At 28.8% G+C, this 24,713-nt stretch carries 25 protein-coding genes; 13 read left to right on the top strand and 12 right to left on the bottom strand.

Annotated elements, in window-relative coordinates:
* Positions 1-28: 28 nt before the first annotated feature.
* Complete coding sequence (locus VP90_RS05090) at positions 29-1,183, top strand: penicillin-binding protein activator (protein ID WP_262590044.1); 1,155 nt, start codon at positions 29-31, stop codon at positions 1,181-1,183.
* Here VP90_RS05090 and rdgB read toward each other — a convergent pair.
* Entirely contained in the window at positions 1,167-1,769 is a 603-nt protein-coding gene (rdgB, locus tag VP90_RS05085) for an RdgB/HAM1 family non-canonical purine NTP pyrophosphatase (RefSeq protein ID WP_262590043.1), read from the bottom strand. The two genes, VP90_RS05090 and rdgB, sit on opposite strands and share 17 nt — an antisense overlap.
* Positions 1,770-1,805: 36 nt before the next feature.
* Here rdgB and VP90_RS05080 point away from each other — a divergent pair, with 36 nt between their 5' ends.
* From VP90_RS05080 to VP90_RS05055, 6 genes are all read left to right on the top strand, one after another.
* Entirely contained in the window at positions 1,806-2,459 is a 654-nt protein-coding gene (locus VP90_RS05080; RefSeq protein ID WP_262590042.1) for a nucleotide exchange factor GrpE, read from the top strand.
* A gap of 63 nt (positions 2,460-2,522) precedes the next feature.
* Positions 2,523-4,448, top strand: coding sequence for a molecular chaperone DnaK (dnaK, locus tag VP90_RS05075; RefSeq protein ID WP_262590041.1), 1,926 nt, complete (start codon positions 2,523-2,525; stop codon positions 4,446-4,448).
* A 29-nt stretch (positions 4,449-4,477) separates the two neighbouring features.
* Entirely contained in the window at positions 4,478-5,605 is a 1,128-nt protein-coding gene (dnaJ, locus tag VP90_RS05070) for a molecular chaperone DnaJ (protein WP_262590040.1), read from the top strand.
* Between the two features lie 170 nt (positions 5,606-5,775).
* Positions 5,776-6,552, top strand: coding sequence for a 4-hydroxy-tetrahydrodipicolinate reductase (dapB, locus tag VP90_RS05065; RefSeq protein ID WP_262590039.1), 777 nt, complete (start codon positions 5,776-5,778; stop codon positions 6,550-6,552).
* Complete coding sequence (gene nth, locus VP90_RS05060) at positions 6,552-7,205, top strand: endonuclease III (protein WP_262590038.1); 654 nt, start codon at positions 6,552-6,554, stop codon at positions 7,203-7,205. Before dapB ends, nth begins: the two co-directional genes overlap by 1 nt.
* A gap of 1 nt (position 7,206) precedes the next feature.
* Complete coding sequence (locus VP90_RS05055) at positions 7,207-8,136, top strand: adenosine kinase (protein ID WP_262590037.1); 930 nt, start codon at positions 7,207-7,209, stop codon at positions 8,134-8,136.
* 102 nt (positions 8,137-8,238) lie between these two features.
* Here the strand turns inward: VP90_RS05055 and VP90_RS05050 are convergent, their stop codons facing one another.
* Positions 8,239-8,802, bottom strand: a complete 564-nt coding sequence (locus VP90_RS05050; RefSeq protein WP_262590036.1) for a winged helix-turn-helix domain-containing protein — start codon at positions 8,800-8,802, stop codon at positions 8,239-8,241.
* An 11-nt stretch (positions 8,803-8,813) separates the two neighbouring features.
* On the opposite strand from VP90_RS05050, the gene VP90_RS05045 reads away from it, so the two are divergent.
* A complete protein-coding gene (locus VP90_RS05045) occupies positions 8,814-9,308 on the top strand; it encodes a L,D-transpeptidase family protein (RefSeq protein ID WP_262590034.1) in 495 nt (164 codons plus the stop codon).
* On the opposite strand, the gene VP90_RS05040 is transcribed toward VP90_RS05045, so the two are convergent.
* Positions 9,305-9,964: a YggS family pyridoxal phosphate-dependent enzyme gene (locus tag VP90_RS05040; RefSeq protein WP_262590032.1), complete on the bottom strand. Its 660-nt coding sequence runs from the start codon at positions 9,962-9,964 to the stop codon at positions 9,305-9,307. The two genes, VP90_RS05045 and VP90_RS05040, sit on opposite strands and share 4 nt — an antisense overlap.
* Here VP90_RS05040 and VP90_RS05035 point away from each other — a divergent pair.
* Complete coding sequence (locus VP90_RS05035) at positions 9,959-10,483, top strand: thiamine phosphate synthase (protein ID WP_262590030.1); 525 nt, start codon at positions 9,959-9,961, stop codon at positions 10,481-10,483. The two genes, VP90_RS05040 and VP90_RS05035, sit on opposite strands and share 6 nt — an antisense overlap.
* Before the next feature lie 52 nt (positions 10,484-10,535).
* On the opposite strand, the gene VP90_RS05030 is transcribed toward VP90_RS05035, so the two are convergent.
* Positions 10,536-11,522, bottom strand: coding sequence for a porin (locus tag VP90_RS05030; protein WP_262590028.1), 987 nt, complete (start codon positions 11,520-11,522; stop codon positions 10,536-10,538).
* A 206-nt stretch (positions 11,523-11,728) separates the two neighbouring features.
* Here VP90_RS05030 and VP90_RS05025 point away from each other — a divergent pair, with 206 nt between their 5' ends.
* The 4 genes from VP90_RS05025 to holA are packed head-to-tail and all read left to right on the top strand — an operon-like array spanning position 11,729 to position 16,284.
* Positions 11,729-12,280 carry a DUF3576 domain-containing protein gene (locus tag VP90_RS05025; protein ID WP_262590026.1) on the top strand — a complete coding sequence of 184 codons (552 nt, stop codon included), beginning with the start codon at positions 11,729-11,731 and terminating at the stop codon, positions 12,278-12,280.
* A gap of 8 nt (positions 12,281-12,288) precedes the next feature.
* Positions 12,289-14,823, top strand: a complete 2,535-nt coding sequence (gene leuS / locus VP90_RS05020) for a leucine--tRNA ligase (protein ID WP_262590024.1) — start codon at positions 12,289-12,291, stop codon at positions 14,821-14,823.
* Complete coding sequence (locus VP90_RS05015; protein ID WP_262590023.1) at positions 14,823-15,290, top strand: hypothetical protein; 468 nt, start codon at positions 14,823-14,825, stop codon at positions 15,288-15,290. Before leuS ends, VP90_RS05015 begins: the two co-directional genes overlap by 1 nt.
* Positions 15,283-16,284, top strand: coding sequence for a DNA polymerase III subunit delta (gene holA / locus VP90_RS05010; protein WP_262590022.1), 1,002 nt, complete (start codon positions 15,283-15,285; stop codon positions 16,282-16,284). The genes VP90_RS05015 and holA overlap by 8 nt, the downstream gene beginning before the upstream one ends.
* Here holA and VP90_RS05005 read toward each other — a convergent pair.
* The 8 genes from VP90_RS05005 to hemH form a co-directional block, all read right to left on the bottom strand.
* On the bottom strand, positions 16,268-17,107 hold the full coding sequence (locus VP90_RS05005) for a ParB/RepB/Spo0J family partition protein (RefSeq protein ID WP_262590020.1): 840 nt from the start codon (positions 17,105-17,107) through the stop codon (positions 16,268-16,270). The two genes, holA and VP90_RS05005, sit on opposite strands and share 17 nt — an antisense overlap.
* The gene (locus VP90_RS05000; RefSeq protein ID WP_262590018.1) at positions 17,107-17,901 is read right to left on the bottom strand and encodes a ParA family protein; all 795 of its coding nucleotides are present in this window, start codon (positions 17,899-17,901) and stop codon (positions 17,107-17,109) included. The genes VP90_RS05005 and VP90_RS05000 overlap by 1 nt, the downstream gene beginning before the upstream one ends.
* Before the next feature lie 21 nt (positions 17,902-17,922).
* Positions 17,923-18,567: a 16S rRNA (guanine(527)-N(7))-methyltransferase RsmG gene (locus tag VP90_RS04995; RefSeq protein WP_262590017.1), complete on the bottom strand. Its 645-nt coding sequence runs from the start codon at positions 18,565-18,567 to the stop codon at positions 17,923-17,925.
* Positions 18,567-20,438 (bottom strand): tRNA uridine-5-carboxymethylaminomethyl(34) synthesis enzyme MnmG, encoded by a 1,872-nt coding sequence (mnmG, locus tag VP90_RS04990; protein ID WP_262590016.1) that lies wholly within the window; start codon positions 20,436-20,438, stop codon positions 18,567-18,569. The genes VP90_RS04995 and mnmG overlap by 1 nt, the downstream gene beginning before the upstream one ends.
* Before the next feature lie 116 nt (positions 20,439-20,554).
* Entirely contained in the window at positions 20,555-21,886 is a 1,332-nt protein-coding gene (mnmE, locus tag VP90_RS04985) for a tRNA uridine-5-carboxymethylaminomethyl(34) synthesis GTPase MnmE (protein WP_262590015.1), read from the bottom strand.
* A 59-nt stretch (positions 21,887-21,945) separates the two neighbouring features.
* Positions 21,946-23,214 (bottom strand): transcription termination factor Rho, encoded by a 1,269-nt coding sequence (gene rho / locus VP90_RS04980; protein WP_262590014.1) that lies wholly within the window; start codon positions 23,212-23,214, stop codon positions 21,946-21,948.
* A gap of 66 nt (positions 23,215-23,280) precedes the next feature.
* Entirely contained in the window at positions 23,281-23,715 is a 435-nt protein-coding gene (hemJ, locus tag VP90_RS04975; protein ID WP_262590012.1) for a protoporphyrinogen oxidase HemJ, read from the bottom strand.
* A gap of 3 nt (positions 23,716-23,718) precedes the next feature.
* Positions 23,719-24,711, bottom strand: a complete 993-nt coding sequence (gene hemH, locus VP90_RS04970) for a ferrochelatase (protein ID WP_262590011.1) — start codon at positions 24,709-24,711, stop codon at positions 23,719-23,721.
* Between the last annotated feature and the right edge of the window lie 2 nt (positions 24,712-24,713).

Here is a 24,713-nt window from a genome sequence, read left to right as displayed (position 1 = left end):
AGCTTAAAAATTATATAATAACATTAAAATGAAAAAGATTATCAAAATTATTTCTATTTCTTTGTCTCTCTTATTCTTAAACTTGTTAAATATAGTTAGTGCCAATGAAAAAATAAAAATTGGGCTGTTAGTTCCGATGACTGGAGAAAATAAAAATCTGGGATCATCTATTATTAAAGCTGTAAGTTTAGCTATCAAAGATATTAACAATGATTTAATTGAAATTTATCCAAAAGATACCGCAACAAGAGCTAACCAAACTCTTAAGTCTGCTTTTGAATTAAAACAAATAGGAATAAAAATTGTTATTGGACCAATATTTCATGAAAGTTTAACTTATTTAGATGAGATGAAGGATTTAACTTTTTTATCACTAACAAATAAAACTTTAGATTTGCCTGAAAATGTAATTTCTGCTGGAATAAATTCAACTTCACAGTTTAATACTATAAAAAAATTTTTAGATAATAATAATTTACAAAAAACTCTTTTTTTAACACCAATTCAGAACTTTGAGTTTGAAGTAAAAGATGGTGTTAAGAATTCTAAAATAAAAGTTTTTAAAAATTTTGAATATAATACTGAACCAACAAAACTTACAAAACAGATTGAGGAAATAACTAAATACAAAATTAGAAAACAAAATCTAGTGAATGAAATAAGAAGAATTCAAGAGTCAAATGAACCAAATAAAGAAAGGAAAATAAAAAGCTTGGAAAAAAGGTACACGATTGGAGATGTAAATTTTGATTCAGTTGTTATATCTGATTTTGATGAAAGCCTTAAGAGTGTTGCAACCTCTTTACTCTACACTGATGTGTCTCCAAAAAATAAATACTTTATAACCCTTAACCAATGGTTTGATGAAAGTTTAATGGAAGAAAAAAATATTCAACCAATTTATTATCCATCAATTAATAAAGAAAATTTTGATGATTATAAAATTAAATATTTTAATGCTTATAATCAAAACCCATCTCATCTCTCACTGTTAAGTTATGATTTAGTTGGTTTAGTGTATTATCTTTCATTAAAATCAGATCTTTCAAAAATGGACAAATTATTTAAGAAAAAAAATTCATTTAAAGGTAAGATAGGAATTTTTGATATTAAAGATAACAAAATTAATCACAGATTAAATTTTTATAAAATAGAAAATAAAAAACTTACAAAAATCTTTTAAGTTTTTTAAAAGCTTGATAACGATGGTCCATTTTGTATTTTTGGGATGGTTTCATTTCACCAAATGTTTTAGATTTTTTTAGTGGAATAAAAATTGGATCATAACCAAATCCATTTTTCCCCTTTGGCTCATTTGATATTCGACCCTCAACTTTGCCTACTACACAAGCAATTTTTTTATTTAAATAAGAGATCGATAGGGCACAAACAAATCTTGCTTTAATTTTTTTATTTTTCCAATTCTTATCTTTTTTATCTAACTCTCTAAATACTTTTTTAATAGCTTTATTAAAATCCCCAGATTTTCCTCCCCATCGAGCAGAATAAATTCCAGGTCTTTTATCTAAATGATCTATCTCCAAACCAGAATCATCAGCCAAACATATTAGACCAGTCTTTTTAGAGAAATGTTTTGATTTAATTAAGGAATTTTCCTCAAAAGTTTTTCCATTTTCAGCAGGACTTTTCAGTTTATAATTAGAGGTAGAGTAAATTTTGATGTAATTTGGTAATAAACTCCTAATTTCTCTTAATTTACCCTTGTTGTTAGTCCCAATGAGTAATTGTTTAATTTTTTGCTTAGACATCTAGAAATAATTAAATTTCTTACCATATATGAGGCTATGGAAAAAGAAGAAAACCAAAACAACACTCCAAAAAACGAAAATGAGAATTTAGAAAAAGAATCGGAAAAAACTGAGGAAAGCTCAGCAGGTGAAAATAAACAAGAAACACCTCAGGAAACCAAAGAAGAGATTAGAGAACCAACTCCAGAGGAAAAAATTGCAGAACTAGAAGATAAACTGGCACGAACTTTTGCTGAAATGGAAAATCAAAGAAGAAGGTTTGAAAAAGAAAAAGAAGATGCCTTTGAATATGGAGGTTCTAACTTTGCTAAAGAAGCATTAAATTTAATTGATAACTTAGATCGTTCTAAACATGTTTTAGAAAGCGATGACAAATTAAAAGAAACAGACGCTTTAAAGAAGACACTGGAGCATTTAGAAATAATAAAAAAAGATTTAATTTCTATTTTTGAAAAAAACAATATTAAACCAATTGATTGTATTAACAAAAAACTAGATCCTAACTTTCATCAAGCAATGATGGAGATTGAAGATGACTCTAAAGAAGCTGGAACAATTGTTCAAGAAATTCAAAAAGGCTTCACTATTAAAGATAGACTTTTAAGACCTTCATTAGTTGGGGTCTCAAAAAAAATTACCAAAATAGAAGAAAAAACTGAACAAAATCAGGAAAATTCAGGAGATAAATAATAATGAGATCAACTTGTAGTTTTAAATTTAAACCCTATATGACGAAAGAGAGACAATAATATTATGAGCAAAATAATTGGAATAGACTTAGGAACAACCAACTCTTGTGTTGCGGTAATGGAAGGAACACAAGCTAAGGTTTTAGAAAATGCAGAAGGAGCAAGAACGACACCTTCAGTAGTTGCATTTACTGATGAAAATGAAAAATTAATAGGTCAACCTGCTAAAAGACAGGCAGTAACAAATCCTGAAAACACAATTTTTGCAGTTAAAAGATTAATCGGAAGAAATTTTGATGATCCAACAGTAAAAAAAGATGTTGAAGCTGCACCATTTAAGATAGTTAACTCTGAAAAAGGAGACGCTTGGATTGAAGCTAAAGGAGAAAAGTATTCTCCCTCACAAATCTCTGCATTCATATTACAAAAGATGAAAGAGACAGCTGAAAAATATTTAGGATCTGAAGTAACAAAAGCTGTAATTACTGTACCAGCATATTTTAACGATGCACAAAGACAAGCTACAAAAGATGCGGGTAAAATTGCAGGACTAGAAGTTTTGAGAATTATCAATGAACCAACTGCTGCATCGCTAGCTTATGGTTTAGACAAAAAACAAAATAAAAAAATTGCTGTATACGATCTAGGTGGAGGAACATTTGATGTTTCTATACTTGAGTTAGGTGACGGTGTATTTGAAGTTAAATCAACTAATGGTGATACTTTTTTAGGTGGTGAAGATTTTGATAATGCTATCGTTGATTATTTAATTTCTGAATTTAAGAAAGATAATGGTATTGATCTTAAATCAGATAAACTTGCTTTGCAGAGATTAAAAGAAGCGGCTGAAAAAGCAAAAATAGAATTATCATCTGCAGAACAAACAGACATAAATTTACCATTTATAACTGCAGATAAAACAGGTCCAAAACACATTAATTTAAAGATGACTAGAGCAAAACTTGAGGCTTTAGTTGAAGACTTAATTGCTAGAACAATGCCTCCATGTCAGACTGCTTTAAAAGATGCAGGAATTACCGCAAGTGAGATAGATGAAGTGGTTATGGTTGGTGGTATGACTAGAATGCCAAAAGTTTTAGCAGAAGTTAAAAATTTTTTTGGAAAAGACCCTAATAAGAGTGTAAACCCAGATGAAGTAGTTGCAATGGGTGCTGCTATTCAAGCAGGAGTTTTACAAGGAGATGTTAAAGACGTTCTTTTATTAGACGTTACACCGTTATCATTAGGTATTGAAACGCTTGGTGGTGTTTCAACAAAACTAATTGATAAAAATACGACAATTCCAACTAAAAAAAGCCAAGTTTTCTCAACCGCTGAAGATAATCAGCCAGCTGTTTCTATTAGAGTTTTACAAGGTGAAAGAGAGATGGCTTCTGATAACAAGTTATTAGGTAATTTTGAATTGGTAGGTATTGCGCCAGCTCCAAGAGGAGTTCCTCAAATTGAAGTTACATTTGATATTGATGCTAACGGTATCGTAAATGTTTCGGCAAAAGACAAGGGAACAGGTAAAGAGCAGAAGATACAAATTCAAGCCTCTGGTGGATTAAGTGATGAAGAAATTGAAAAAATGGTCAAAGATGCTGAAGCTAATAAAGAAGCTGATAAAAAGAAAAGAGAGTCGGTTGATGTTAGAAACCAAGCAGACACTTTAATTCATTCAACTGAGAAAAACTTAAAAGAGCATGGATCAAAAGTTTCAGATGCAGAGAAAAAAGCAATTGAAGATGCATCATCTGCTGTAAAAGAAGCTCTAAAAGGCGAAGATATTGAAGATATCAAGAAAAAAACAGAAGCTTTAGTTCAAGCTTCAATGAAACTTGGAGAAGCAATCTACAAATCACAACAAAGTGCTAAACCAGAATCAGGAAAAGATGATGGTGGAGATGATACAGGTAAAAAAGACGAGAATGTTGTTGATGCTGATTTCGAAGAAGTAAAAGACGAGAATAAAGAAAAAAGCGCATAAACTGACATTTAATTGTCTGGGGTAATTTGATGGCTAAAAGAGACTATTATGATGTCCTAGGCGTTAACAAAAGCGCAAGTCCTGATGAGCTAAAATCTGCATATAGAAAACTAGCAGTTAAATATCATCCAGATAAAAATCCAGGTGATTCAAAGGCTGAGGAGAAATTTAAGGAAGCTAGTGAAGCCTACGGAATACTTTCAGACAAAGAAAAAAAACAAAACTACGATAACTTTGGACATGCTGCATTTGAAAATGGTGGCGGTAGACCAGGTGGCGGTTTTGGTGGTTTTAGTGGAGCTGATTTTTCAGATATTTTTGAAGATTTCTTTGGTGATTTTGGAGGTGGAGGGAGATCAAGAAACAGAAGGTCAAACAACAGAGGTTCAGATTTAAGGTACGATTTGTCAATTTCATTAGAGGAAGCTTATCACGGGAAAAAACAAGATATAAAATTTGCAACTACTGAGCAATGTGGAACTTGTAAAGGTAATGGTTCAGAACCAGGTTACTCTCCAGACAGGTGCTCTTATTGTGGAGGAAATGGAAGAATAAGATCTAACCAGGGTTTCTTTACTGTTCAACAAACATGTCCACAATGTAATGGTAATGGTGAAGAAATCACCAATCCATGCAATGATTGTAATGGTCAGGGCAAAAAACAAGCATCCAAAAAAATATCTGTAACTATTCCGAAAGGAGTAGATGATGGTACTAGAATAAGACTTGCTGGAAAGGGTGAAGCTGGCAGCAGAGGTGGTGCTACAGGTGATTTATATTTATTTATAAATGTTCATTCTCATGAACTATTTAAAAGATCAGATGAAAACTTATTTTTTGAATTTCCTCTATCTCTTGCTGATGCGGCTCTCGGAACTACTATTGAAATACCAACAATTGATGGTGGGCGGGCAAAAATAAAAATTCCAGATGGAACTCAAAATGGTAAACAATTTAGATTAAAAGGTAAAGGAATGCCATTTATGAGAAGAGGTGATTTTGGTGATTTATATGTTCAGGTAAAAACAGAAGTGCCTGTATATTTAAACAAAAAACAGAAAGAATTATTAGAACAATTTAGAGAAATAGAAAACGACAAGTCAAATCCAAGTATTAAAAAGTTTTTTCAAAAAGCAAAAGACTTTTGGAAGAATTAATTTGTGGGATTAGAAGAAATAATTCCATCAATAGCTTTAATATTAATACTAATTCTAATTTTACCTAGCTTCATAAAATCAAACTTTAAGAAAAAAGTTTTTTTTAAAAATTTAAGTATTTGGGGTGTCATTATAATTGTTCTTATGATATTTCTATATTTTATCACTTAATGAAAAAAATTAATTTAGCTATTTCAGGATGCATGGGAAGGATGGGTCAACAACTCATCGAGTCATCTAAGAAAAATAAAAATTTCAAATTAGTTACACTTACAGAAAATAGATTGGTAAATAAAAAATTTAATGGAATTAAACCTGAATTAAATTCTGATAAAGCCTTTAAAAAAATTGATGTAATTATTGATTTTACTGTTCCTAAATGCACCCTTGAAATATTAAAAATAGCATCAAAATTAAAAAAAAAAGTAGTAATTGGTACCACTGGATTTTCTAGAGCTCAAGAAAATCAAATTAAAAAATATTCAAAAAAAATAGCTATTTTAAAAGCTGGTAACATGAGTTTGGGTGTAAATTTATTAATGTATTTAACTGAAATTGTCTCTAAATCACTAAATGAAGAATACTTGAGCAAAATATTTGAGGTACACCACAAACATAAAAAAGACTATCCATCTGGTACAGCATTAATGCTTGGAAAAGGAATTGCTGATGGAAAAAATAAAAATTTATATAATTTAATTGGTAAGAAATTCTTGAATAAAAAAACATTTCCTTATGGAAAAAAAATTAATTTTAACTCAATTAGAAAAGGTGAAATTATTGGTGAACATGAAGTAAAATTCTCAAGTGGTAAAGAAATAATTACATTAAATCATGAGGCTTTTGATAGAGCACTTTACTCAGATGGAGCTTTAACAGCATCAAAATGGTTAATGAAAAAAAAACCAGGATTATATTCAATGAGAGATTTACTTAACTTTTCTTAATGAATGAAAAAGAAAAAGCAAAAATAATTATCAAAACTTTAAATAAAATTTATCCTAAAGCACCAGTTCCTCTAAAAAGTAAAAATACTTTCACTCTTTTAATTTCAGTTTTACTGTCTGCTCAATGTACTGATATAAATGTCAACAATGTAACAAAACATATATATCCAAAATACTATAAGCCAGAACATTTTGTAAAATTAGGAAGAAAGAAAATTGAAAAATTAATAAAAAAAATTGGGATTTTTAGAATCAAAGCTAAAAGCATTTACTTGATGTCAAAACAAGTGCTAGAAAAACATGAGGGTAAAGTACCTAGAACTTTTGAAGAACTTGAAAAATTACCTGGTGTGGGCCATAAAACAGCAAGTGTAGTAATGTCTCAAGGTTTTGGATTTCCAGCTTTTGCTATAGATACTCATATTCACAGACTTGCACAAAGATGGGGTTTAACAAATGGAAAAAATGTAGTTCAGACTGAGAAAGATCTAAAAAGAATTTTTCCAAAAAAAACCTGGTCAAAACTTCATTTACAGATAATTTTTTATGGTAGAGAATATTGTAAAGCTAGAGATTGTTATGGGCTAAGTTGTAAAATATGTACTACGTGCTACCCAAATAGAAAAAAACCTGTTATTACAAAAAAAGCTTGATATGAAAATTTTGGGAATAGGTAATGCTATTGTAGATGTAATTTGTAAAGTAGATGACAATTTCATTGAGGAAAATAATCTTACAAAAAGTACTATGAAATTATTCTTTGATGAAAATGAGTTCAAAGATCTATTAAAAAATCTTAAAATAGAAAAAACAGTTTCTGGAGGATCAGTTGCAAACTCTATAGTCGGTATATCTCAACTTGGTAATAAAGTTGGATTTATAGGAAAAATTTCAGATGATAAATTTGGTAGTAATTACGAGGAAGGTTTAAAAAAGGAAAATGTAGAATATTTTTATTCAAAAAAAAAAGAAGTATTACCAACAGGAACATGTTTAATCTTGGTAACTCCAGACTCAGAGAGAACTATGTGTACTTTTTTAGGTACGGCAGGAAAAATTAATGAAAACGATGTTGATACCAATGCTATTAAAAGAAGTGAGATAATTTTTTTAGAGGGATATCTGTGGGACAAGGGAGAACCTAAGAAAGCTTTCGATAAAGCAATAAATAATGCAAAAAAAGTTGCTATGTCACTTTCTGACTTATTTTGTGTAGAAAGACATAAACCTCATTTTTTAAAATTAGTTAAAAACAAGCTTGATATAATTTTTGCTAACGAACAAGAAGTTACATCATTAATTGATGCAAAGAACTTTGAAGAAGTTATAAATTTTTCAAAACAACTTAATAAATTATTTGTTATAACTAGGGGGGAAAAAGGTGCAATTGCGGTTAATGGAGATGAGGTTATTGAAGACGATATTGAAAAAAATCTAAAAATTATCGATCTTACAGGTGCAGGTGATTTATTTGCTGCAGGATTTTTACATGGATACATTAATAAATTAGATACAATGGAATGTCTAAAAAAAGGGACAGAAATGTCATCTAGAGTAATACAGCAAATTGGTGCAAGACTTTAGATTTAACTTTTCTTTCTTTTAAAACTCCCTTTTCCTTTTTTAGGTCTAAGTGTTTTCGGTTTATATTTTTTTGTAAATAAATCTTTGGCAATTGGATTTTTCTTATTTAATTTGATAACCATTTTTTTTGCTAATTATAAATTCATGATCATTAAAAGTATTTAGAATTTTTTTTCTTAATCGATAAATGTGAGTTTCAACAGTATGTGTTTCTATATCAAATTGATACCTCCACACCTTTTCCTGTAGCTCATCAACACTCACAGGCTTATTTGATTTAGACAAAAAAGTAATTGTATTAATTTCTTTTTCAGTCAATTTAAGCTTAATTTTTTTTAATAAGATTTCTCTAGAATTTAAATCAATAATATAATTTTTTACTTTTACTTCTGATTGGTTGTTGAACTGTGCTTTTAGAAATTCAATGTTAATTTTTTCTGCTAATTTATAAATACTTATAGGTATTTGGTTTAAAACAAATTGACGATTAATATTCAAGTTTGCATTGTTTGTTATAACTAAATAATTACCAAGATTTTTTAATTTATCATTTAAAATATTTTTATCATCTGCATATAAAATGTTAAAATTTAAATCTGAGCAAAGTTCTTCTAGAATATGATATAATTCTAAAAATTTATAAATTATTATATTCTTAATTAACATTGACATAGATTATGACAATTTTGGTAAAAAATAAACATACTCTTCAACTAGATGAATTTACATTTAACTGTTGTATAGGAAAAAAAGGGTCAACAAAAAACAAGAAAGAAGGAGACAAAAAAACTCCAAAAGGTACATTCAAACTTGAAAACCTTTACTTTAGGAAAGATCGTTTAAAAAAACCACTAACAAAACTTAAAAGTATTGAGATAAAAAGAAATATGGGTTGGTGTGATGATACTCGCTTTCCAAAAAAATATAACAAACTTATCAAAATTAAAAAAAAAATTAGACATGAAAAATTACGAAGAAGTGATCATAAATATGATTTGCTAATACCGATTAAATACAATTTTGAGAAACCTATTACTGGGCTAGGAAGTTGCATTTTTATTCACTTAACAAAAGATTTTAAAACTACAGCTGGATGTATTGCTTTAAAAAAAAAAGATTTTTTAATTCTACTTAAATTAATCAAAAAAAATTCTAAAATTAAAATTTTTTAATTTCGTTGACCAAAGATACTAGATCCAATCCTAACATATGTAGCGGAGTGTTTAACTGCAACAAGATAATCAGAAGACATGCCCATACTTAACTCATTTAAATCGAAAGATTTATTTAGTTTGCTAATCTCTTTAAAATAATTATTAGGATCAATATTTGCTGGGGGAATACACATGAGTCCAATTAAATCTAATCCAATTTCTTTACAGTAAGAAACTAGCTGACCTGTTTCTTCTTTTTTAACACCTGATTTTTGTTCTTCCTCACCTATGTTTATCTGCAAAAAAACTTTAATTTTTTTATTTATTTTTTTTTGTTCATCAGCAATTTTTTTAGCAAGTTTCGTGCTATCAACTGAATGGATATAATCGAATATTCTTACTGCGTATTTTACTTTGTTCGTCTGTAATTTTCCAATCATATGTAATTTTATCTGCAAATTGTTTTTTTTAATTGCCGACCATTTTTCATTTGCTTCCTGAACTTTATTTTCTCCAAAATCAATATGTCCATGTTCTATAAGTGGTAAAATTTTGTCAATTTCAAAAGTTTTGGATACTGCTATAATTTTAGGGGTTCTATTAATATTAAATTTATTGAGATTAACTTGAATATTATTATCAATATCTAATAAATTTTTAACAGTGTTATGCATAAAAATACTAAATATTACTTCATAAATAAATTTGAAACAAACAATATTGATAAACAAAACAAGCAAACTATTATTATCTATAGAAACTATTCATCAGAAAATGCAGATGAAAAACTTATTTTAAAAATTAAAAACTATTGTAAAAAAAAAAGAATAAAGTTTTATCTATCTAATAACATTCGACTTGCAATAAAACTTAATTTAGACGGGGCGTATATTCCATCATTTAATAAATATACAAAGCATTTATCCTATTCCTTAAAAAAAAATTTCAAAATTATAGGATCTGCACACAATCTTAAAGAAATAAAAATTAAAGAAATACAAAAAGTTGATCAAATTTTCTTATCATCATTATTTAAAAAAAATAAAAATTATTTAGGAATAAATAAATTTAGATTACTTTCAAAGCTTACAAAAAAAGAAGTGGTTGTTTTGGGTGGTATTTCTAAAAACAATATAAAAAAACTCAAAATTTTAAATCAATCTAAATTTGCTGGAATATCTTATTTTGAATAAAAAAAAGGCCTCTTAAAAAAGAGGCCTTTTTATAAATTACAATCTAATTAGATTAGAATGCAAATGAGAACGCGATTTCGTATGAATCTTCGTCGTCAGTTGCACTGTTCTGAATGTTATCAGTAGAGTTAAACGCTGCACTTATTGATACACCACCTGATGTATAAGAAGCAGAGAAACCAGATGATTCCTGTTCAGTTGTACTTGTACCTTCTTCGTACGTGTGTTGTCCGTAAGATACTGAGAAGTCATCGTTCACAGCGTATGATACACCCCAAGACTCAGAAGAATCATGGTCAGCTGCTGCTGATCCATCTCTTTCAGATTCTTGAACACCAACTGTAAATGAACCTACTGCATATTTAACCCATAAAGTTGAAACATCGATTGATTTAGTAGCAGTTTCGTCATACTCACCAACTGCATAACCAATAGATAAACCTTCAACCATTTCTGGAGCTATTTGGATACCCATATCACTGTATGAGCTTACTTTAGCTGGAGTTCCACCTGAAGCAGCTGCAGTTCCAGCTGATTGGTAAGCCATATGGAATGATGCACCACCAATACTTGGCGAGTCATATCTCCATAAGTTATCTCCACTGTAACCAGCGATTACTGTGTTACCATCTGCAGTACCGTCAGCTCTTTTCTTAGTTAGAGCAAATACTTCTTCATAAGCTGTTGGCATTACATCATCCCAACCACCTATTACTGAATCACCACCGTGACCAGCAAAAGTAACTGTACCCATTTCATCGTTACCAATTTTGATGCTTCTGTTATCGAAACTTCCAGTAGAAGCCGCACCAGCACCATCTAGCTCTAAGCTAGTAGTAACAGTTAAACCATTATCAGTTTCACCTGAAATTGTCATAGTTACACTGTCATTCATGTAGTAACCAGTTTTGTCACTATCAAAAGCACTTGTAAAAGCAACAGAAGCACCACCACTTAGTGATACATCAGCAGCTTGTGCTGAAACAGCAACTAGAGAACCAGCTAATGCTGATAATCCAATTTTTTTAAAGTTGTTCATATTAATTACTCCTTTTTGATTGTTATTATTAATAATAAACGCTGAACTTTTAACATTTTTAGTGTTTTTTTTTCCCTAAAATCGAAGAAAAATGGTTTTTTTTACCTTATGTTGTATTTTTACAACACTATTAATAACAGTAAAATATAAGGTTTTTTTAATTTTTTTTTTTAATGTATATAATCCCTTTTATATTACCAATTAAAATGTCTCATAAATTAATCAAAATTATCTTAACAACCGTTTTAACAAGTTTACTTCTGTTAAATTGCAAAGGAGGAGATGCAAGAAAAAATCCGCCTGATCCAAGAGAAAGAGTTAAAAAAAATTTAGAAGAAGGGAAAGGTTTCAGGCTTGATACTGCTATGCAAAATATGTCAGGTGGTGGTGGAAGTTTTGAATTTGCAAGCTCAAATGAATTATGGAGAGCCTCTTTAGATATAATTGATTTTATGCCATTAACTTCAGCAAATTATAGTGGAGGAATTATTATTACAGATTGGTATTCTGAAAATCCCAATGAAGCAATCAAAGTTACTATAAGATTTTTAAGTAACGAAGTAAGATCGGATGCTTTAGACATAAAAATTTTTTATAAAAAATGTGAAAATTTAGTTAATTGCACGATTTCAGATTATAAAGGAAATTTAAAATCTGAACTAACTAAAGAAATTTTAAAAAAAGCTGCGATATATAAAAAACAATATAAAGATAAAAATTTTAAGCCTTACGCAGGTAATAGTCTAAATGACGATTAAATCATTCTGTGACAAGATATAATTTTAAAGAAATCGAACAGAAGTGGCAGGATTTTTGGGAAGAAAATAAAACTTTTCAAACATCTACTGATAAATCTAAAGAAAAATTTTATTGTCTTGAAATGTTTCCATATCCTTCAGGAAAAATTCATATGGGACATGTTAGAAACTATACTATTGGTGATGTTTTGGCACGTTTCAAGAAATTGCAAGGTTTTAATGTTTTGCATCCAATGGGTTGGGATTCTTTTGGAATGCCAGCAGAAAATGCAGCAAAACAAAATAATCTAAATCCTAAGCAATGGACTGAAGAAAATATTTCCAATATGAAAAGACAATTAAAAAAACTTGGTTTATCTATCGATTGGGATAGAGAAATTTCAACTTGCTCACCAGAATATTACAAACATCAACAAGAATTTTTTTTAGAACTTTATGACAAAGGATTAGTATATCGTAAAGAACAGTATGTAAATTGGGATCCAGTAGATCAAACTGTACTTGCTAATGAACAAGTCATAGATGGAAAAGGCTGGAGATCAGGTCATCCAGTTGAGAGAAAAAAATTAAATCAATGGTTTTTTAATATTACAAAATTTTCAAACGAGTTATTGGAAAGCTTAGATACACTTGATGAATGGCCTAATAAAGTAAAAATAATGCAAAAAAATTGGATTGGAAAATCCTTTGGATGTGAAGTTTCATTTAAAATTATTAGTTCGAAACCAATAGAAGAAATAAAATGTTTTACTACAAGACCAGACACATTATTTGGTTCATCATTTTTAGCTTTATCAATTGACCACCCCTTATCAAAATATTACGAAGAAAATAAAGACTTTTTAGATTTCAAAAATAGATGTTCAAATACTGGCACAACAGAAGAAGCGATTGCAAATGCTGAAAAAATAGGATTTAAAACAGATTTGATTGCAATTAATCCCTTAGACAAGAATATAAAAATTCCAGTTTATTTCGCTAACTTTGTATTAATGGATTATGGGTTAGGAGCGGTTTTTGGATGTCCAGCACATGATCAAAGAGATTTGGACTTTGCTAAAAAATATAACTTAAAAATTTTGCCTGTCGTTACACCAAAATTAGAAGAAGATTTAGTAATTAATGACAAAGCTTATACTGGACCAGGATATATTTTTAATTCTGATTTCTTAGATGGATTAAAATCTCCTTCAGAATCAATTTTAAAAACTATAGAATTCTTAGAAAAAGAAAATTTAGGAGAAAAAAAAATAAATTTTAGATTAAAGGATTGGGGTATTTCGAGACAAAGATATTGGGGATGCCCCATTCCTATAATTTATGATGAAAATAATAATCCAAAAAAAGTTCCTAAGGAAATGTTACCGGTATTATTACCTGAGATTAAAAAGTTAGATGAAACTGGAAATCCTCTAGACAGGATAAGTGATTGGAAAAATATCAAAATTAATAATAATAACTTTAAAAGAGAAACCGATACTTTAGATACTTTTGTAGATTCATCTTGGTATTTTTTAAGATTCTGCTCTCCAAAAAATAATAATTACGGATTTAGTCAAGAAGATGTTGACTATTGGATGCCAGTTGACCAATATATTGGTGGCGTTGAACATGCAATTTTACATTTATTGTATTCAAGATTTTTTATGAACGCCTTATCTTTTAAAAGTAAAAATTTTAATCTAAAGGAGCCTTTTAAAGGTTTGTTTACACAAGGAATGGTCTGTCACGAAACATATAAAGACAATAACGATAATTGGTTAAGTCCTGATGAAATAGAAGTAATTAATGGAAAAAAAGTTCTTAAATCTGATAATTCTAAATTGATAAAAGTTGGACCATCAGAGTCGATGTCAAAATCAAAAAAAAATACTATTGATCCAGAGAATATTATTAATAATTTTGGTGCAGATTCTGTTAGATTATTTATACTATCTGATAGTCCACCTGAAAAAGACGTGCAATGGTCTGAGGAAGGGATTTCTGCATCATATAAATTTATTCAAAAACTTTGGGTATTAAATAATAAATTTCATGAAGAAATTAATAAAAAGTATTTAAAAGATCAAGATGATGAATTGATAAAATTTACAAGCAAATTTATTTATAAATTAGAAAATAATTTAAAAAATTTTAGTTACAATATTATCATAGCAAACATGCACGAAGCTCATTCTGCATTAAACAAGATACTTTTAAAAAAATATAAATTTTCAACCTTAATTGAAAATTATAAAAAAATTTTAATAGCAATATCAATAATTATTCCTCATTTTTCATCAGAGTGCATTGATCAACTTGAAGATAGTCAAGATTTAAGATGGCCACAATATAACAAAAGTTTAATTGAGGAAGACGAAACAAATATAGTAATTCAAATAAATGGTAAAAAAAGAAATATTCTAAATTTTAAGAAAGATACAAAAGAAGACGATATCTTTGAACAAATTATCAAAGATAAAGTTATAGTTAAATATTTAGTAGATAAGAAAATAAAGAAAAAAATCTATGTAAAAAATAAACTAATGAATATTATAATTTAATGATTAAAAAAATATTATTAATATTATTGATATTAAATTTAAACCATTGTGGCTACTCTCCAGTTTATAACAACAAGATTTATGACGATTTAAAAATCTATGTATCAAAGTATTCAGGGGATAGATATTTAAATCAAAAATTAAATTACGAATTAAGAACATATTTTGATGTAAAGGATAAAAATACATTTCAATTAAATATTGAGAGTAAATATGATAAAAAAACAATTTCTAAAGATATTACTGGCAAAGCAACAAATCTTGAACTAATTGCAAATATAAATTTTAAAGTAACGTATCAAGATCATACTGAAACCTTTTCAATAAAAGAAAATATTAAAATTAAAAGTAAAACAGACACTTTCGACCAGCAAAAATATGAAAAAATTATGAAAGATAATTTTGTAAAATCAATTAAACAAAAATTACTTTTGAAATTAATGAATATTAAACAAATAAATGATTAAAAAGATATATGAAATAAATGAAAAAATATTATCAATTAATAATTTTTTTTTGTTATATGGCCTAAATGATGGGGCTAAAAAAGAGTTGATAGATAAAATAATAAAAAGTTTAAATAATAAAAATGTTTATAAGTATAATGAAAAAGAAGTTTTTGAAAACCTACAGTCATTTTCAGAAAGTATAATCTCAAAATCTCTTTTTGATGAAAAAAAAATTATAATTATAAATGATTGTACAGATAAAATTGTTGATGCAGCAAATACACTCGAAGAAATAGTTGACGAGGAGATAAAAATTATTTTCAATGCAGGGAATCTTGATAAAAAATCGAAATTAAGAAAATTATTTGAAAAAGATAACAATTTAATTTGTATACCATTTTATCAGGATGATAATAAAACGCTACTATCTATCTCACAGAAATTTATAGCGGAAAATAAAATATCTATTTCTACACATGATTTAAATTCAGTTGTTAATAGGTGTAATGGAGATCGAGGAATTTTAAAAAATGAATTAGAAAAAATTGAACATTACTCAGTTACAAATAAAAAAATAAGCTCAGATGTACTTTTTAAACTAACCAACTTAATTGAAAACTACAGCGTTGATGAACTTACAAACAATTATTTAGCAAAGAATAAAAAAAAAATATTACAAATTTTGAATGAAAATAACTATGTCTCTGAAGATTGTATTATAATTATTAGAAACTTACTATTTAAAGCTAAAAAGCTATTACATTTAACAAAAAACTTCTCAAAAACAAATAACCTCAATCAAACAATTAATGATTTTAAACCTCCAATATTTTGGAAGGAAAAGGAAATTATAAGCACACAAATTTTAAAGTGGTCCGAACCAGAAGTAAAAAAATTAATTTATAAAATATTTGATATAGAACTCGAAATAAAAAAAGACATAAGTAACTCGAAAACTCTAATTATAAATTTTATTTTAGAAGACTTTGCTAAAATTAATAATTATTCTTAATAATATCTATTATTTTGTTAAGTTGATCTAAATCTTTATATTCAAAACTTATTTTACCTTTATTTCTTTTATTATTTTGTATATCTACATTTAGGCCAATTTTATTTGAAATAGAAAGCTCAAGTGAAATAATATTTGAATCTTTAGTAGTTTTAGATTTTTTTCTAGTTTTAAAAATTTTAACAAGATTTTCTGCCTGCCTTACTGATAATTTTTTTTCAATAATTTTATTTGCAATAAAAATAGCATTATCAAGACCAACTAAAATTTTCGCATGACCAGCTGTTAATTTTTGAGTTTCAATTAATTTTATCACATCATCTGGCAAGCTTAAAAGTCTTAAAGAATTGGTAATGTGAGACCTGCTTTTACCAATAAATTTTGATACTTTTTGTTGATCATAGGAAAACTCATCTATTAATCTTTTATAACCTTGAGCTTCCTCAAGAGGGTTTAAATCATGTCTTTGAACATTTTCTACAATTGCAAATTCTAAAGATTTTAAATCGTCAGCTTCAGTAATAACAACAGGAACATTATGTAAACCTGCTCTTTGTGCGGCAAGCCACCTTCTCTCTCCAGCTATTATCTCAAATTTTCCGTCACTACCATTTGATTTTCTGACAATGATTGGTTGTATCATTCCCCTTTCTTTAATTGAATTAGTAAGATCAATTAAATTATTTTCATCAAATATTTTTCTTGGCTGATACTTGTTTGGAACAAGATCACTTATTTGTAATTGATTTTTCTCTGGCTCTACTTTAGCCTCACCAATCAATGATGATAAACCTCTCCCTAGACCCTTTTTAATTTTATCCATTAAGCAGCACTTCCTATTGTTGACTCTTGATTTATAAATTCATCTGTAAAACTAAAATATGACTTACTGCCTGGACATGATTTATCATAAATTAAAACTGGCATACCATGCGAAGGTGCTTCAGATAATCTAACGTTCCTTGGTATTACTGTTGAGTAAACTTTTTCATTAAAATAATCTCTTGCTTCTTTTTCAACTTGTGAAGATAGTTTGTTTCTTTTGTCATACATTGTTAAAAGTATACCCCTGATTTTTAATTCTGGGTTTAAACTTGCTTTTATTCTTTCAATAGTTTTCATAAGCTGCGTTAGCCCCTCAAGAGCAAAAAATTCTGTCTGCAGAGGAACCAGAAGCGAGCCTGAACATACAAGAGCCATAACAGTCAATAGGCTAAGTGAAGGAGGGCAGTCTATCAGAATATAATCATAGGATCCACTAGAATCATTTAAATAAGCGGCTAATTTGCGCTTTAAGATAAAAGCTCTATTTGAATCATCAGCTATTTCAACCTCTAGACCTGATAAGTCAACATTGGAGGTTACCAAATCCAAATTTTCAAACTGGGTTTTCTTTATTACTTGATAAATTTCTTTAGTTCCATTCAAGACTCCATAGATTGTATCGCTTGAGTTTTCCATATTAGATAATCCAAGACCTGTAGTAGCATTTCCCTGAGGATCTAGATCAATAACTAGAATTTTTTTATTCAGTTGTGACAGACCAGCTGCTAAATTGATTACTGTTGTGGTTTTTCCCACCCCACCCTTTTGATTTATGACTGAAATAATTTGCATTTGATTTTTTTTAATTTTTTTTTAATTTTTTTTTTTAATTTTTTTTATATTTATTAAAAATGAATCATTGCTTGTTAAACTTTTCTTTTCTATATATTCCAAACTCCATTTTTTTTTAGAATTTTCAAAAACTTTTTTTCCACTTTTGCCCATAAAAAAAATTAAATTTTTATATTTCGAAAAATTTTCATAAACTAAATCTAAAACAACAGGCATAGGTTTAAATGCTCTCGACATAATCGTACCTGTCTCTAAATTTTTTATCTCAAAAATATTTTTTTGAAATACTTTTGTATTTAAATTTAATTTTTCTGAAACTTCTTTCAAAAAATGGCTTTTATGGTAGCTTTTTTCATATAGATGGACATTCATTTTATTTTTCATGTTTTTTAGTATAATTGCTACTATAATCCCTGGTAAACCAGCTCCAGATCCTAAATCTGTGGTTGTATTGCAATTTAAATCAATAAAATCAATTATTTGTGCTGAATCTATAATATGACGATCAATTATTGTATTTTTTGATGCTGTATTTTGACCAATTATGTTAATTTTTTTATTTTTTTCCAGAATCAGAGATATATAGTTTTCAAAGTCTAAAAATGTTTCACGTGAAACATTTAGATCATTAAGTCTAGAGTAAGAATTTAAAATTTCTTGATCCATTAAGCTATATGCTTAATAGACTTTCTTTTTACATGTGACAACAAAATATATACAGCTGCTGGGGTTATTCCATCAATTCTTAAAGCTTGACCCATAGTTTTAGGCTTTATTTCTTTAAATTTAGCTTTAACCTCATTAGACAAACCTGAAAGCCCATCATAATTGATTTTATCAGGAATAATTAAGTTCTCATCCCTCTTAAATGCTAAAATATCTGCTTTTTGCTTCTTTAAATACCCCCTGTAATGAGCATTAATTTCTACTTGTTCATCAATTTCTTTACTAAAATAGGGGATTTCAGGCCATATTTCTCTAATTTTACTCATATTTACGTCTTTTTGAGTTAGTACCTCATTTGAAGATCTCAATATTCCATCTTTCGCTATTTTAATCCCAAATTTTTCTGCTTTAGATGGTGAAATACTAGATTTATTCATTTTGAAATTAATTTTTTCAATTTTGTCAAATTTATCCAAATATAAAGCTTTTCTTTCCTCTCTAATTAACCCAATTTCTATTCCCTTAGCTGTTAATCTTTGATCTGCATTATCTGCTCTCAAACTTAATCGATATTCTGCTCTTGAAGTAAACATACGGTATGGCTCTGCAACTCCCTTAGTAACTAAATCATCAATCATTACACCAATATAGGCATCGGATCTATCAAGGATAAAAGGCTCAGAATTTTTAACAGATAAAGCTGCATTTATCCCGGCTATAAGGCCTTGCGCAGCTGCTTCTTCATATCCTGTTGTTCCGTTAATCTGCCCAGCAAGATAAAGATTGCTGATCTTCTTAGTTTCAAGGGTCAAGAATAGTTCACGTGGATCTATATAGTCATATTCTATAGCATATCCTGGTCTTATAATAGTAACATTCTCTAAACCATTGATATTATTACATATTTCTTCTTGTACTTCCGAGGGAAGCGATGTGGAGATCCCATTTGGGTAAATTGTGTGATCATTAAGCCCTTCTGGCTCTAAAAAAATCTGATGACGAACTTTATCTGCAAATTTTACTATCTTGTCTTCTATAGATGGACAATATCTTGGGCCTATTCCTTTAATATTACCTGAGTACATTGCACTTTTAGATAAATTTTTTTCTATAATTTTATGAACCTTCTCATTGGTATAGGTCATTCGACATGACACTTGTTTGTTTAAATTTTTTTTAGTCAGGAAAGAAAAAAAATAAGGATCATCATCTGCAAATTGTTCTTCAAGGTTTTCAAAATTTATCGTTCTTGCATCTAGTCTTGGAGGCGTTCCAGTTTTTAATCTTCCAATTTTAAAATCATATTTTGCTAATTGTTCACTTAAACCTGTTGAAGGCTTTTCATCATACCTACCTGCTGGTGTTCTTTCATCACCTATATGTATCAAACCATTTAAAAAAGTTCCTGTTGTTAGTATTAACTTGTTGCATAATACTTTTTTACCTTCTTTAGTTTCAAAACCGCTTATAGTGTTTTTATTAAAAATAAACTTTATTACAGGATCTGAAAAAATGTTTAAATTACAGTAGTTTATAAGTTTTTCTTGCATAAATTTACGGTAAAGCGCTCTATCTGATTGAGTTCTTGGTCCACGTACTGCTGGACCTCTGCTTCTATTTAATAATCTAAATTGTATGCCTGATTTATCTGCAACATCTCCCATAACACCATCAAGTGCATCTATTTCTCGAACTAAATGACCTTTACCCAAACCACCAATTGCAGGGTTACATGACATCTCACCAATAGTTTCTATTTTATGGGTGAATAGGGCAGTGTTAACTCCTAGTCGAGCAGAAGCAGCAGCTGCCTCACATCCTGCATGACCTCCACCAATTACAACTACATCAAATGACAAATCATTTTTCATGGGTTGAATTTATATGTGAATACATAATTTACAAGACAGGCTTAATTTTTTGTAAATAAACGTTAATTATCAATAGTTTTGGATAAAAATCTCTAAAAAATAAGGAAAATAGGGGATTACTTACCGATGCAAAAATCGTTGAAAATACTACCTAATATCTCCTCTACATCAACTTTTCCAACGATCATGCCCAAATGTCTAGTAGCTAACCTTAAATCTTCTGCTGCTTTATCAAAATCTTCTATTTCTTTTTTTTGATTAAAGTTATTCAAATGATCTAAACACTGTTCCAAATGTTGTCTGTGTCTTTCTCTAGTAATTAAAATATCATCACTAGTTATAAATTTATTTTTTAAATTATTTTTTATTTTTGAAATTAGTTCATCAATATTTTTATTATCCTTAATTGAGATTAAAACATGATTTATATTTTTAATTTCTGGATCAATTTCTTTTTCTAAAAGATCAGACTTGTTTATAACTAAAATTGCATTTTCATCTAATAAACCCTTCAAAACATCATTAAAATCAAGGCTTTTTGCATCCACCACTACAAGCTTTAAATCTGCTTCTTCTGCTCTATTTAAAGATAATTTAATACCTTTTTTTTCTATCTCATCTTTAGATTCTCTGATACCAGCTGTGTCAGATATTATTACGGGATAACCATCTATACTAAGATGAGTTTCTATAACATCTCTTGTAGTACCAGCTATTTCAGAAACAATTGCAACATCTCTATTTGATAAATGATTTATTAAACTAGATTTCCCTGCATTAGTGGGTCCAAGAATTGCAATCTTAAAACCTTCTCTAATTCTTTCTCCAACTTTTTGATCATTTAAAATTTTTTCAATTTTTTTAATAACTTCACTTGAGTTATTTTTAATTTCATCAAGGATAGTGTTTGGCAAATCTTCATCCGGAAAATCTATTTGAGCTTCAACATGAGCCAGAATTTTTAAAAGTTTTTCTCTTAAAAAATTGAATTGATCTGCAGACTTACCATTCATAATATTAATTGCTTGTTGTCTTTGAATTTCTGTTTCCGATGAAATTAAATCAGCAATACTTTCTGCTTCTAATAGGTTTATTTTTCCATTTTGGAATGCAAGTTTAGTAAATTCACCTGGTTCTGCTAATCTACAATTTTCAATTTTAGAAATAGAGGATTGTAGGGCGTCTACCACAGCCTTACTACCATGGACTTGTATCTCAGCCATATCTTCGCCTGTGTAGCTCTGAGGCCCCGGAAACCACAATATTATACCTTCATCAATTAACTCAGAAGTGTTGATTTTATTGATTTTTCTTAATGTTGCTACTCTTGGCTGAGGAACCTTTTTACCTGTAAGGATCTTAATTACTTTTGAAGATTGTTCTCCTGAAATTCTAACAATTGCAACACCTGAAACACCGGGTCCAGTAGATAAAGCATAAATTGTCATTTGAAGATTATATCTTCAAATTTGCATCGCTGTAAAACTTAAAATGTTATAGAAAATTTTTATGCTGGTTTGTTCATTGAGTTAAAAAACTCAGCATTATTTTTAGTATCTTTTAATTTTGAATTTATAAACTCTATTGCATCCATAGTTCCCATTGGAGCAATTATTCTTCTTAATACATTCATTTTTTGTAAATCGTTTTTATCAAACAAGAGCTCTTCTCTTCTTGTTCCAGACTTTGTTATATCAATTGCAGGATAAATTCTTTTATCTGCAATTTTTCTATCTAGGACAGTTTCACTGTTACCTGTTCCTTTAAATTCCTCAAAAATAACTTCATCCATTCTACTTCCAGTATCAATCAAAGCAGTAGAAATAATAGTTAATGATCCACCTTCCTCTATATTTCTTGCAGCACCAAAAAATCTTTTTGGTCTCTGAAGTGCATTTGCATCTACACCTCCTGTTAAAACTTTTCCTGAACTTGGTATTACAGCATTATATGCTCTTCCCAATCTTGTTATCGAGTCTAATAGGATAACAACATCCTTTTTGTGTTCAGTTAATCTTTTTGCCTTTTCTATAACCATTTCAGCAACAGCTACGTGTCTTTGTGCTGGTTCGTCAAAAGTAGAACTAATTACTTCGCCTTTTACAGTCCTCTGCATGTCTGTAACTTCTTCAGGCCTTTCATCAATCAATAAAACAATAAGGTAACACTCAGGATAGTTTTTGGCTATTGAATTAGCAATACTTTGTAAAATCATAGTTTTACCAGCTTTAGGTGGAGATATAATTATTGATCTTTGACCTTTTCCAATTGGGCTAACTAAATCAATTAATCTTGGGGTAAGATCTGGCTTTTTTTCTACCTTTGTTGTTTCAATTTCCATTACCAATTGTTTGTCTGGGTATAATGGCGTTAAGTTGTCAAAAGCAATTTTATGTCTTGCTTTTTCTGGTTCTTCAAAATTTATCTTACTTACTTGTAACAACGCAAAATATCTTTCTCCTTCTTTAGGGGCTCTGACTGGTCCTTCAACAGTATCTCCAGTTCTTAAACCAAATCTTCTAATTTGGCTTGGACTCACATATATATCATCTGGTCCTGGAAGATAGTTCGACTCCATTGCTCTAAGAAAACCAAAACCATCTTGTAAAAGCTGTAAAACACCTACACCAGTTATTTCCTCTTTTTCAGCAACTTTTTTGAGGATAGCAAAGAGAATTTCTTGTTTTCTTAATGTGCTAGCATTTTCAATCCCAAGCTCTTCTGCCTGTGTAATGAGCTGTTCAGATGATTTAAGTTTTAGTTCTTGAATGTTCATGATTAATTTTTTGATAAGGACTTATCAACAAGGTTATATATATATGCTGATTTTTTTATTTCAACCCTAGATTGGCTTAAAAATAGCTAAAAATACAACAATAATCAAAATTACAGTTGGTATTTCATTAATAATTCTAAAAAATTTAGCAGATCTTGTGCTTGTAGAATTTTTTAAACTAACAAGACATTTTCCCAAAAAGTCATTATAGGCTGATAACAAAACTATCAGAACTATCTTAATCTGAAACCACAACTGTGCAAAAATTTCTATTCCATTTAAATAAATCAAAATCAATCCAAATACCCAAGTAAATATCATTGCGGGACGCATAATATAAAAGAATAATTTTCTCTCCATCACTTCAAATATATCGGTGGCTTCTTTTTTTTCTTTATTCTCGACATGATAAACAAAAATTCTTGGTAGATATAAAAGACCAGCCATCCAGGAAACAACTGCTATCAAATGTAAAGATTTAAATAGTAAATATGTATTCATTAATTAGATATTGTTTTCAATTAAAGATTTTAACAAAAATATATGATCATCATTGTCATTTAAACATGGAACCATATCAAAATTTAACCCTCCAGCATTTATAAAACTTTCTTTCCCTTGAATTAATATTTCTTCCAAAGTTTCTACGCAGTCTGATGAAAAACCTGGACAAATTGTGAGAATATTTTTAATTCCTTCTTTAGGTAAACTTTCTAAAGTTTTGTCAGTATATGGTTGAAGCCATTCTTGCGGACCAAATCGTGATTGAAAAGTAGTTTTAATTTTAATGGAGGTAAATTTTTCTGAAATAAGTCTTGTTGTTTTGTGACAATAGCAATGATACGGGTCTCCTTTATCAAAATATTTTTTTGGTATCCCATGGTATGAAGCTATAATTAAATCTGGTTTCCAATTAATTTCATTAATTTTTTTATTTATCGAATTAACTAATGCATCAATATAAAAAGAATTAGATTCATAATGTGGAATTATTTTTAGAGAAGGTTGCCATCTCATTTTCATTAAAGTTCTATAAACTTCATCACAGACTGTGGCCGTTGTAGCTGCCGCATATTGTGGATAAAGAGGAAGTATAACTAAATTTTCACAGCCCATATCATGCAGTTTTGCTATTTTGCTCTTTATACTTGGATTACCGTATCTCATCGCAAAGTCTATTATGATATTTTCTTTATTAAATAATTGAGAAGTCTTTTCACTTTGTTGTTTGGTATAATAGAGAAGCGGAGACATATTTTCGTTTTTCATCCAAATTTGTTTGTAAGCCTTGGCAGTTTTTGAAGGTCTAAGAGTTAAAATAAATAAATTCAAAATTATTTGCCAAATTATAGGATTTACTTCAATCACTCTTCTATCTGAAAGAAACTCTCTTAAATACTTTCTTATATCAAACCAGCTAGTTGAATCTGGTGTTCCTAAATTAATAATTAGAACACCTGTTTTTCCATATTTTATTGGTGGATGATTAACGTCCATAT

This window comes from Candidatus Pelagibacter ubique HIMB140, assembly GCF_025558165.1.
Taxonomy (GTDB): Bacteria; Pseudomonadota; Alphaproteobacteria; order Pelagibacterales; family Pelagibacteraceae; genus Pelagibacter; species Pelagibacter ubique_T.
This window is presented reverse-complemented; position numbering and strand designations above follow the sequence as displayed.

Coding starts and splice junctions, on each gene's coding strand:
- VP90_RS05040 (WP_262590032.1), bottom strand. CDS start 9,964: ATGCATAACACTGTTAAAAATTTATTAGATATTGATAATAATATTCAA.
- rdgB (WP_262590043.1), bottom strand. CDS start 1,769: ATGTCTAAGCAAAAAATTAAACAATTACTCATTGGGACTAACAACAAG.
- VP90_RS05025 (WP_262590026.1), top strand. CDS start 11,729: ATGTCTCATAAATTAATCAAAATTATCTTAACAACCGTTTTAACAAGT.
- VP90_RS04995 (WP_262590017.1), bottom strand. CDS start 18,567: ATGGATCAAGAAATTTTAAATTCTTACTCTAGACTTAATGATCTAAAT.
- dapB (WP_262590039.1), top strand. CDS start 5,776: ATGAAAAAAATTAATTTAGCTATTTCAGGATGCATGGGAAGGATGGGT.
- holA (WP_262590022.1), top strand. CDS start 15,283: ATGATTAAAAAGATATATGAAATAAATGAAAAAATATTATCAATTAAT.
- nth (WP_262590038.1), top strand. CDS start 6,552: ATGAATGAAAAAGAAAAAGCAAAAATAATTATCAAAACTTTAAATAAA.
- VP90_RS05045 (WP_262590034.1), top strand. CDS start 8,814: ATGACAATTTTGGTAAAAAATAAACATACTCTTCAACTAGATGAATTT.
- VP90_RS05055 (WP_262590037.1), top strand. CDS start 7,207: ATGAAAATTTTGGGAATAGGTAATGCTATTGTAGATGTAATTTGTAAA.
- VP90_RS05005 (WP_262590020.1), bottom strand. CDS start 17,107: ATGGATAAAATTAAAAAGGGTCTAGGGAGAGGTTTATCATCATTGATT.
- rho (WP_262590014.1), bottom strand. CDS start 23,214: ATGAACATTCAAGAACTAAAACTTAAATCATCTGAACAGCTCATTACA.
- dnaK (WP_262590041.1), top strand. CDS start 2,523: ATGAGCAAAATAATTGGAATAGACTTAGGAACAACCAACTCTTGTGTT.
- hemH (WP_262590011.1), bottom strand. CDS start 24,711: ATGGACGTTAATCATCCACCAATAAAATATGGAAAAACAGGTGTTCTA.
- VP90_RS05050 (WP_262590036.1), bottom strand. CDS start 8,802: ATGTTAATTAAGAATATAATAATTTATAAATTTTTAGAATTATATCAT.
- dnaJ (WP_262590040.1), top strand. CDS start 4,478: ATGGCTAAAAGAGACTATTATGATGTCCTAGGCGTTAACAAAAGCGCA.
- mnmE (WP_262590015.1), bottom strand. CDS start 21,886: ATGACAATTTATGCTTTATCTACTGGACCCGGTGTTTCAGGTGTTGCA.
- mnmG (WP_262590016.1), bottom strand. CDS start 20,438: ATGAAAAATGATTTGTCATTTGATGTAGTTGTAATTGGTGGAGGTCAT.
- VP90_RS05030 (WP_262590028.1), bottom strand. CDS start 11,522: ATGAACAACTTTAAAAAAATTGGATTATCAGCATTAGCTGGTTCTCTA.
- hemJ (WP_262590012.1), bottom strand. CDS start 23,715: ATGAATACATATTTACTATTTAAATCTTTACATTTGATAGCAGTTGTT.
- VP90_RS05090 (WP_262590044.1), top strand. CDS start 29: ATGAAAAAGATTATCAAAATTATTTCTATTTCTTTGTCTCTCTTATTC.
- VP90_RS05015 (WP_262590023.1), top strand. CDS start 14,823: ATGATTAAAAAAATATTATTAATATTATTGATATTAAATTTAAACCAT.
- VP90_RS05000 (WP_262590018.1), bottom strand. CDS start 17,901: ATGCAAATTATTTCAGTCATAAATCAAAAGGGTGGGGTGGGAAAAACC.
- VP90_RS05080 (WP_262590042.1), top strand. CDS start 1,806: ATGGAAAAAGAAGAAAACCAAAACAACACTCCAAAAAACGAAAATGAG.
- VP90_RS05035 (WP_262590030.1), top strand. CDS start 9,959: ATGCATAAAAATACTAAATATTACTTCATAAATAAATTTGAAACAAAC.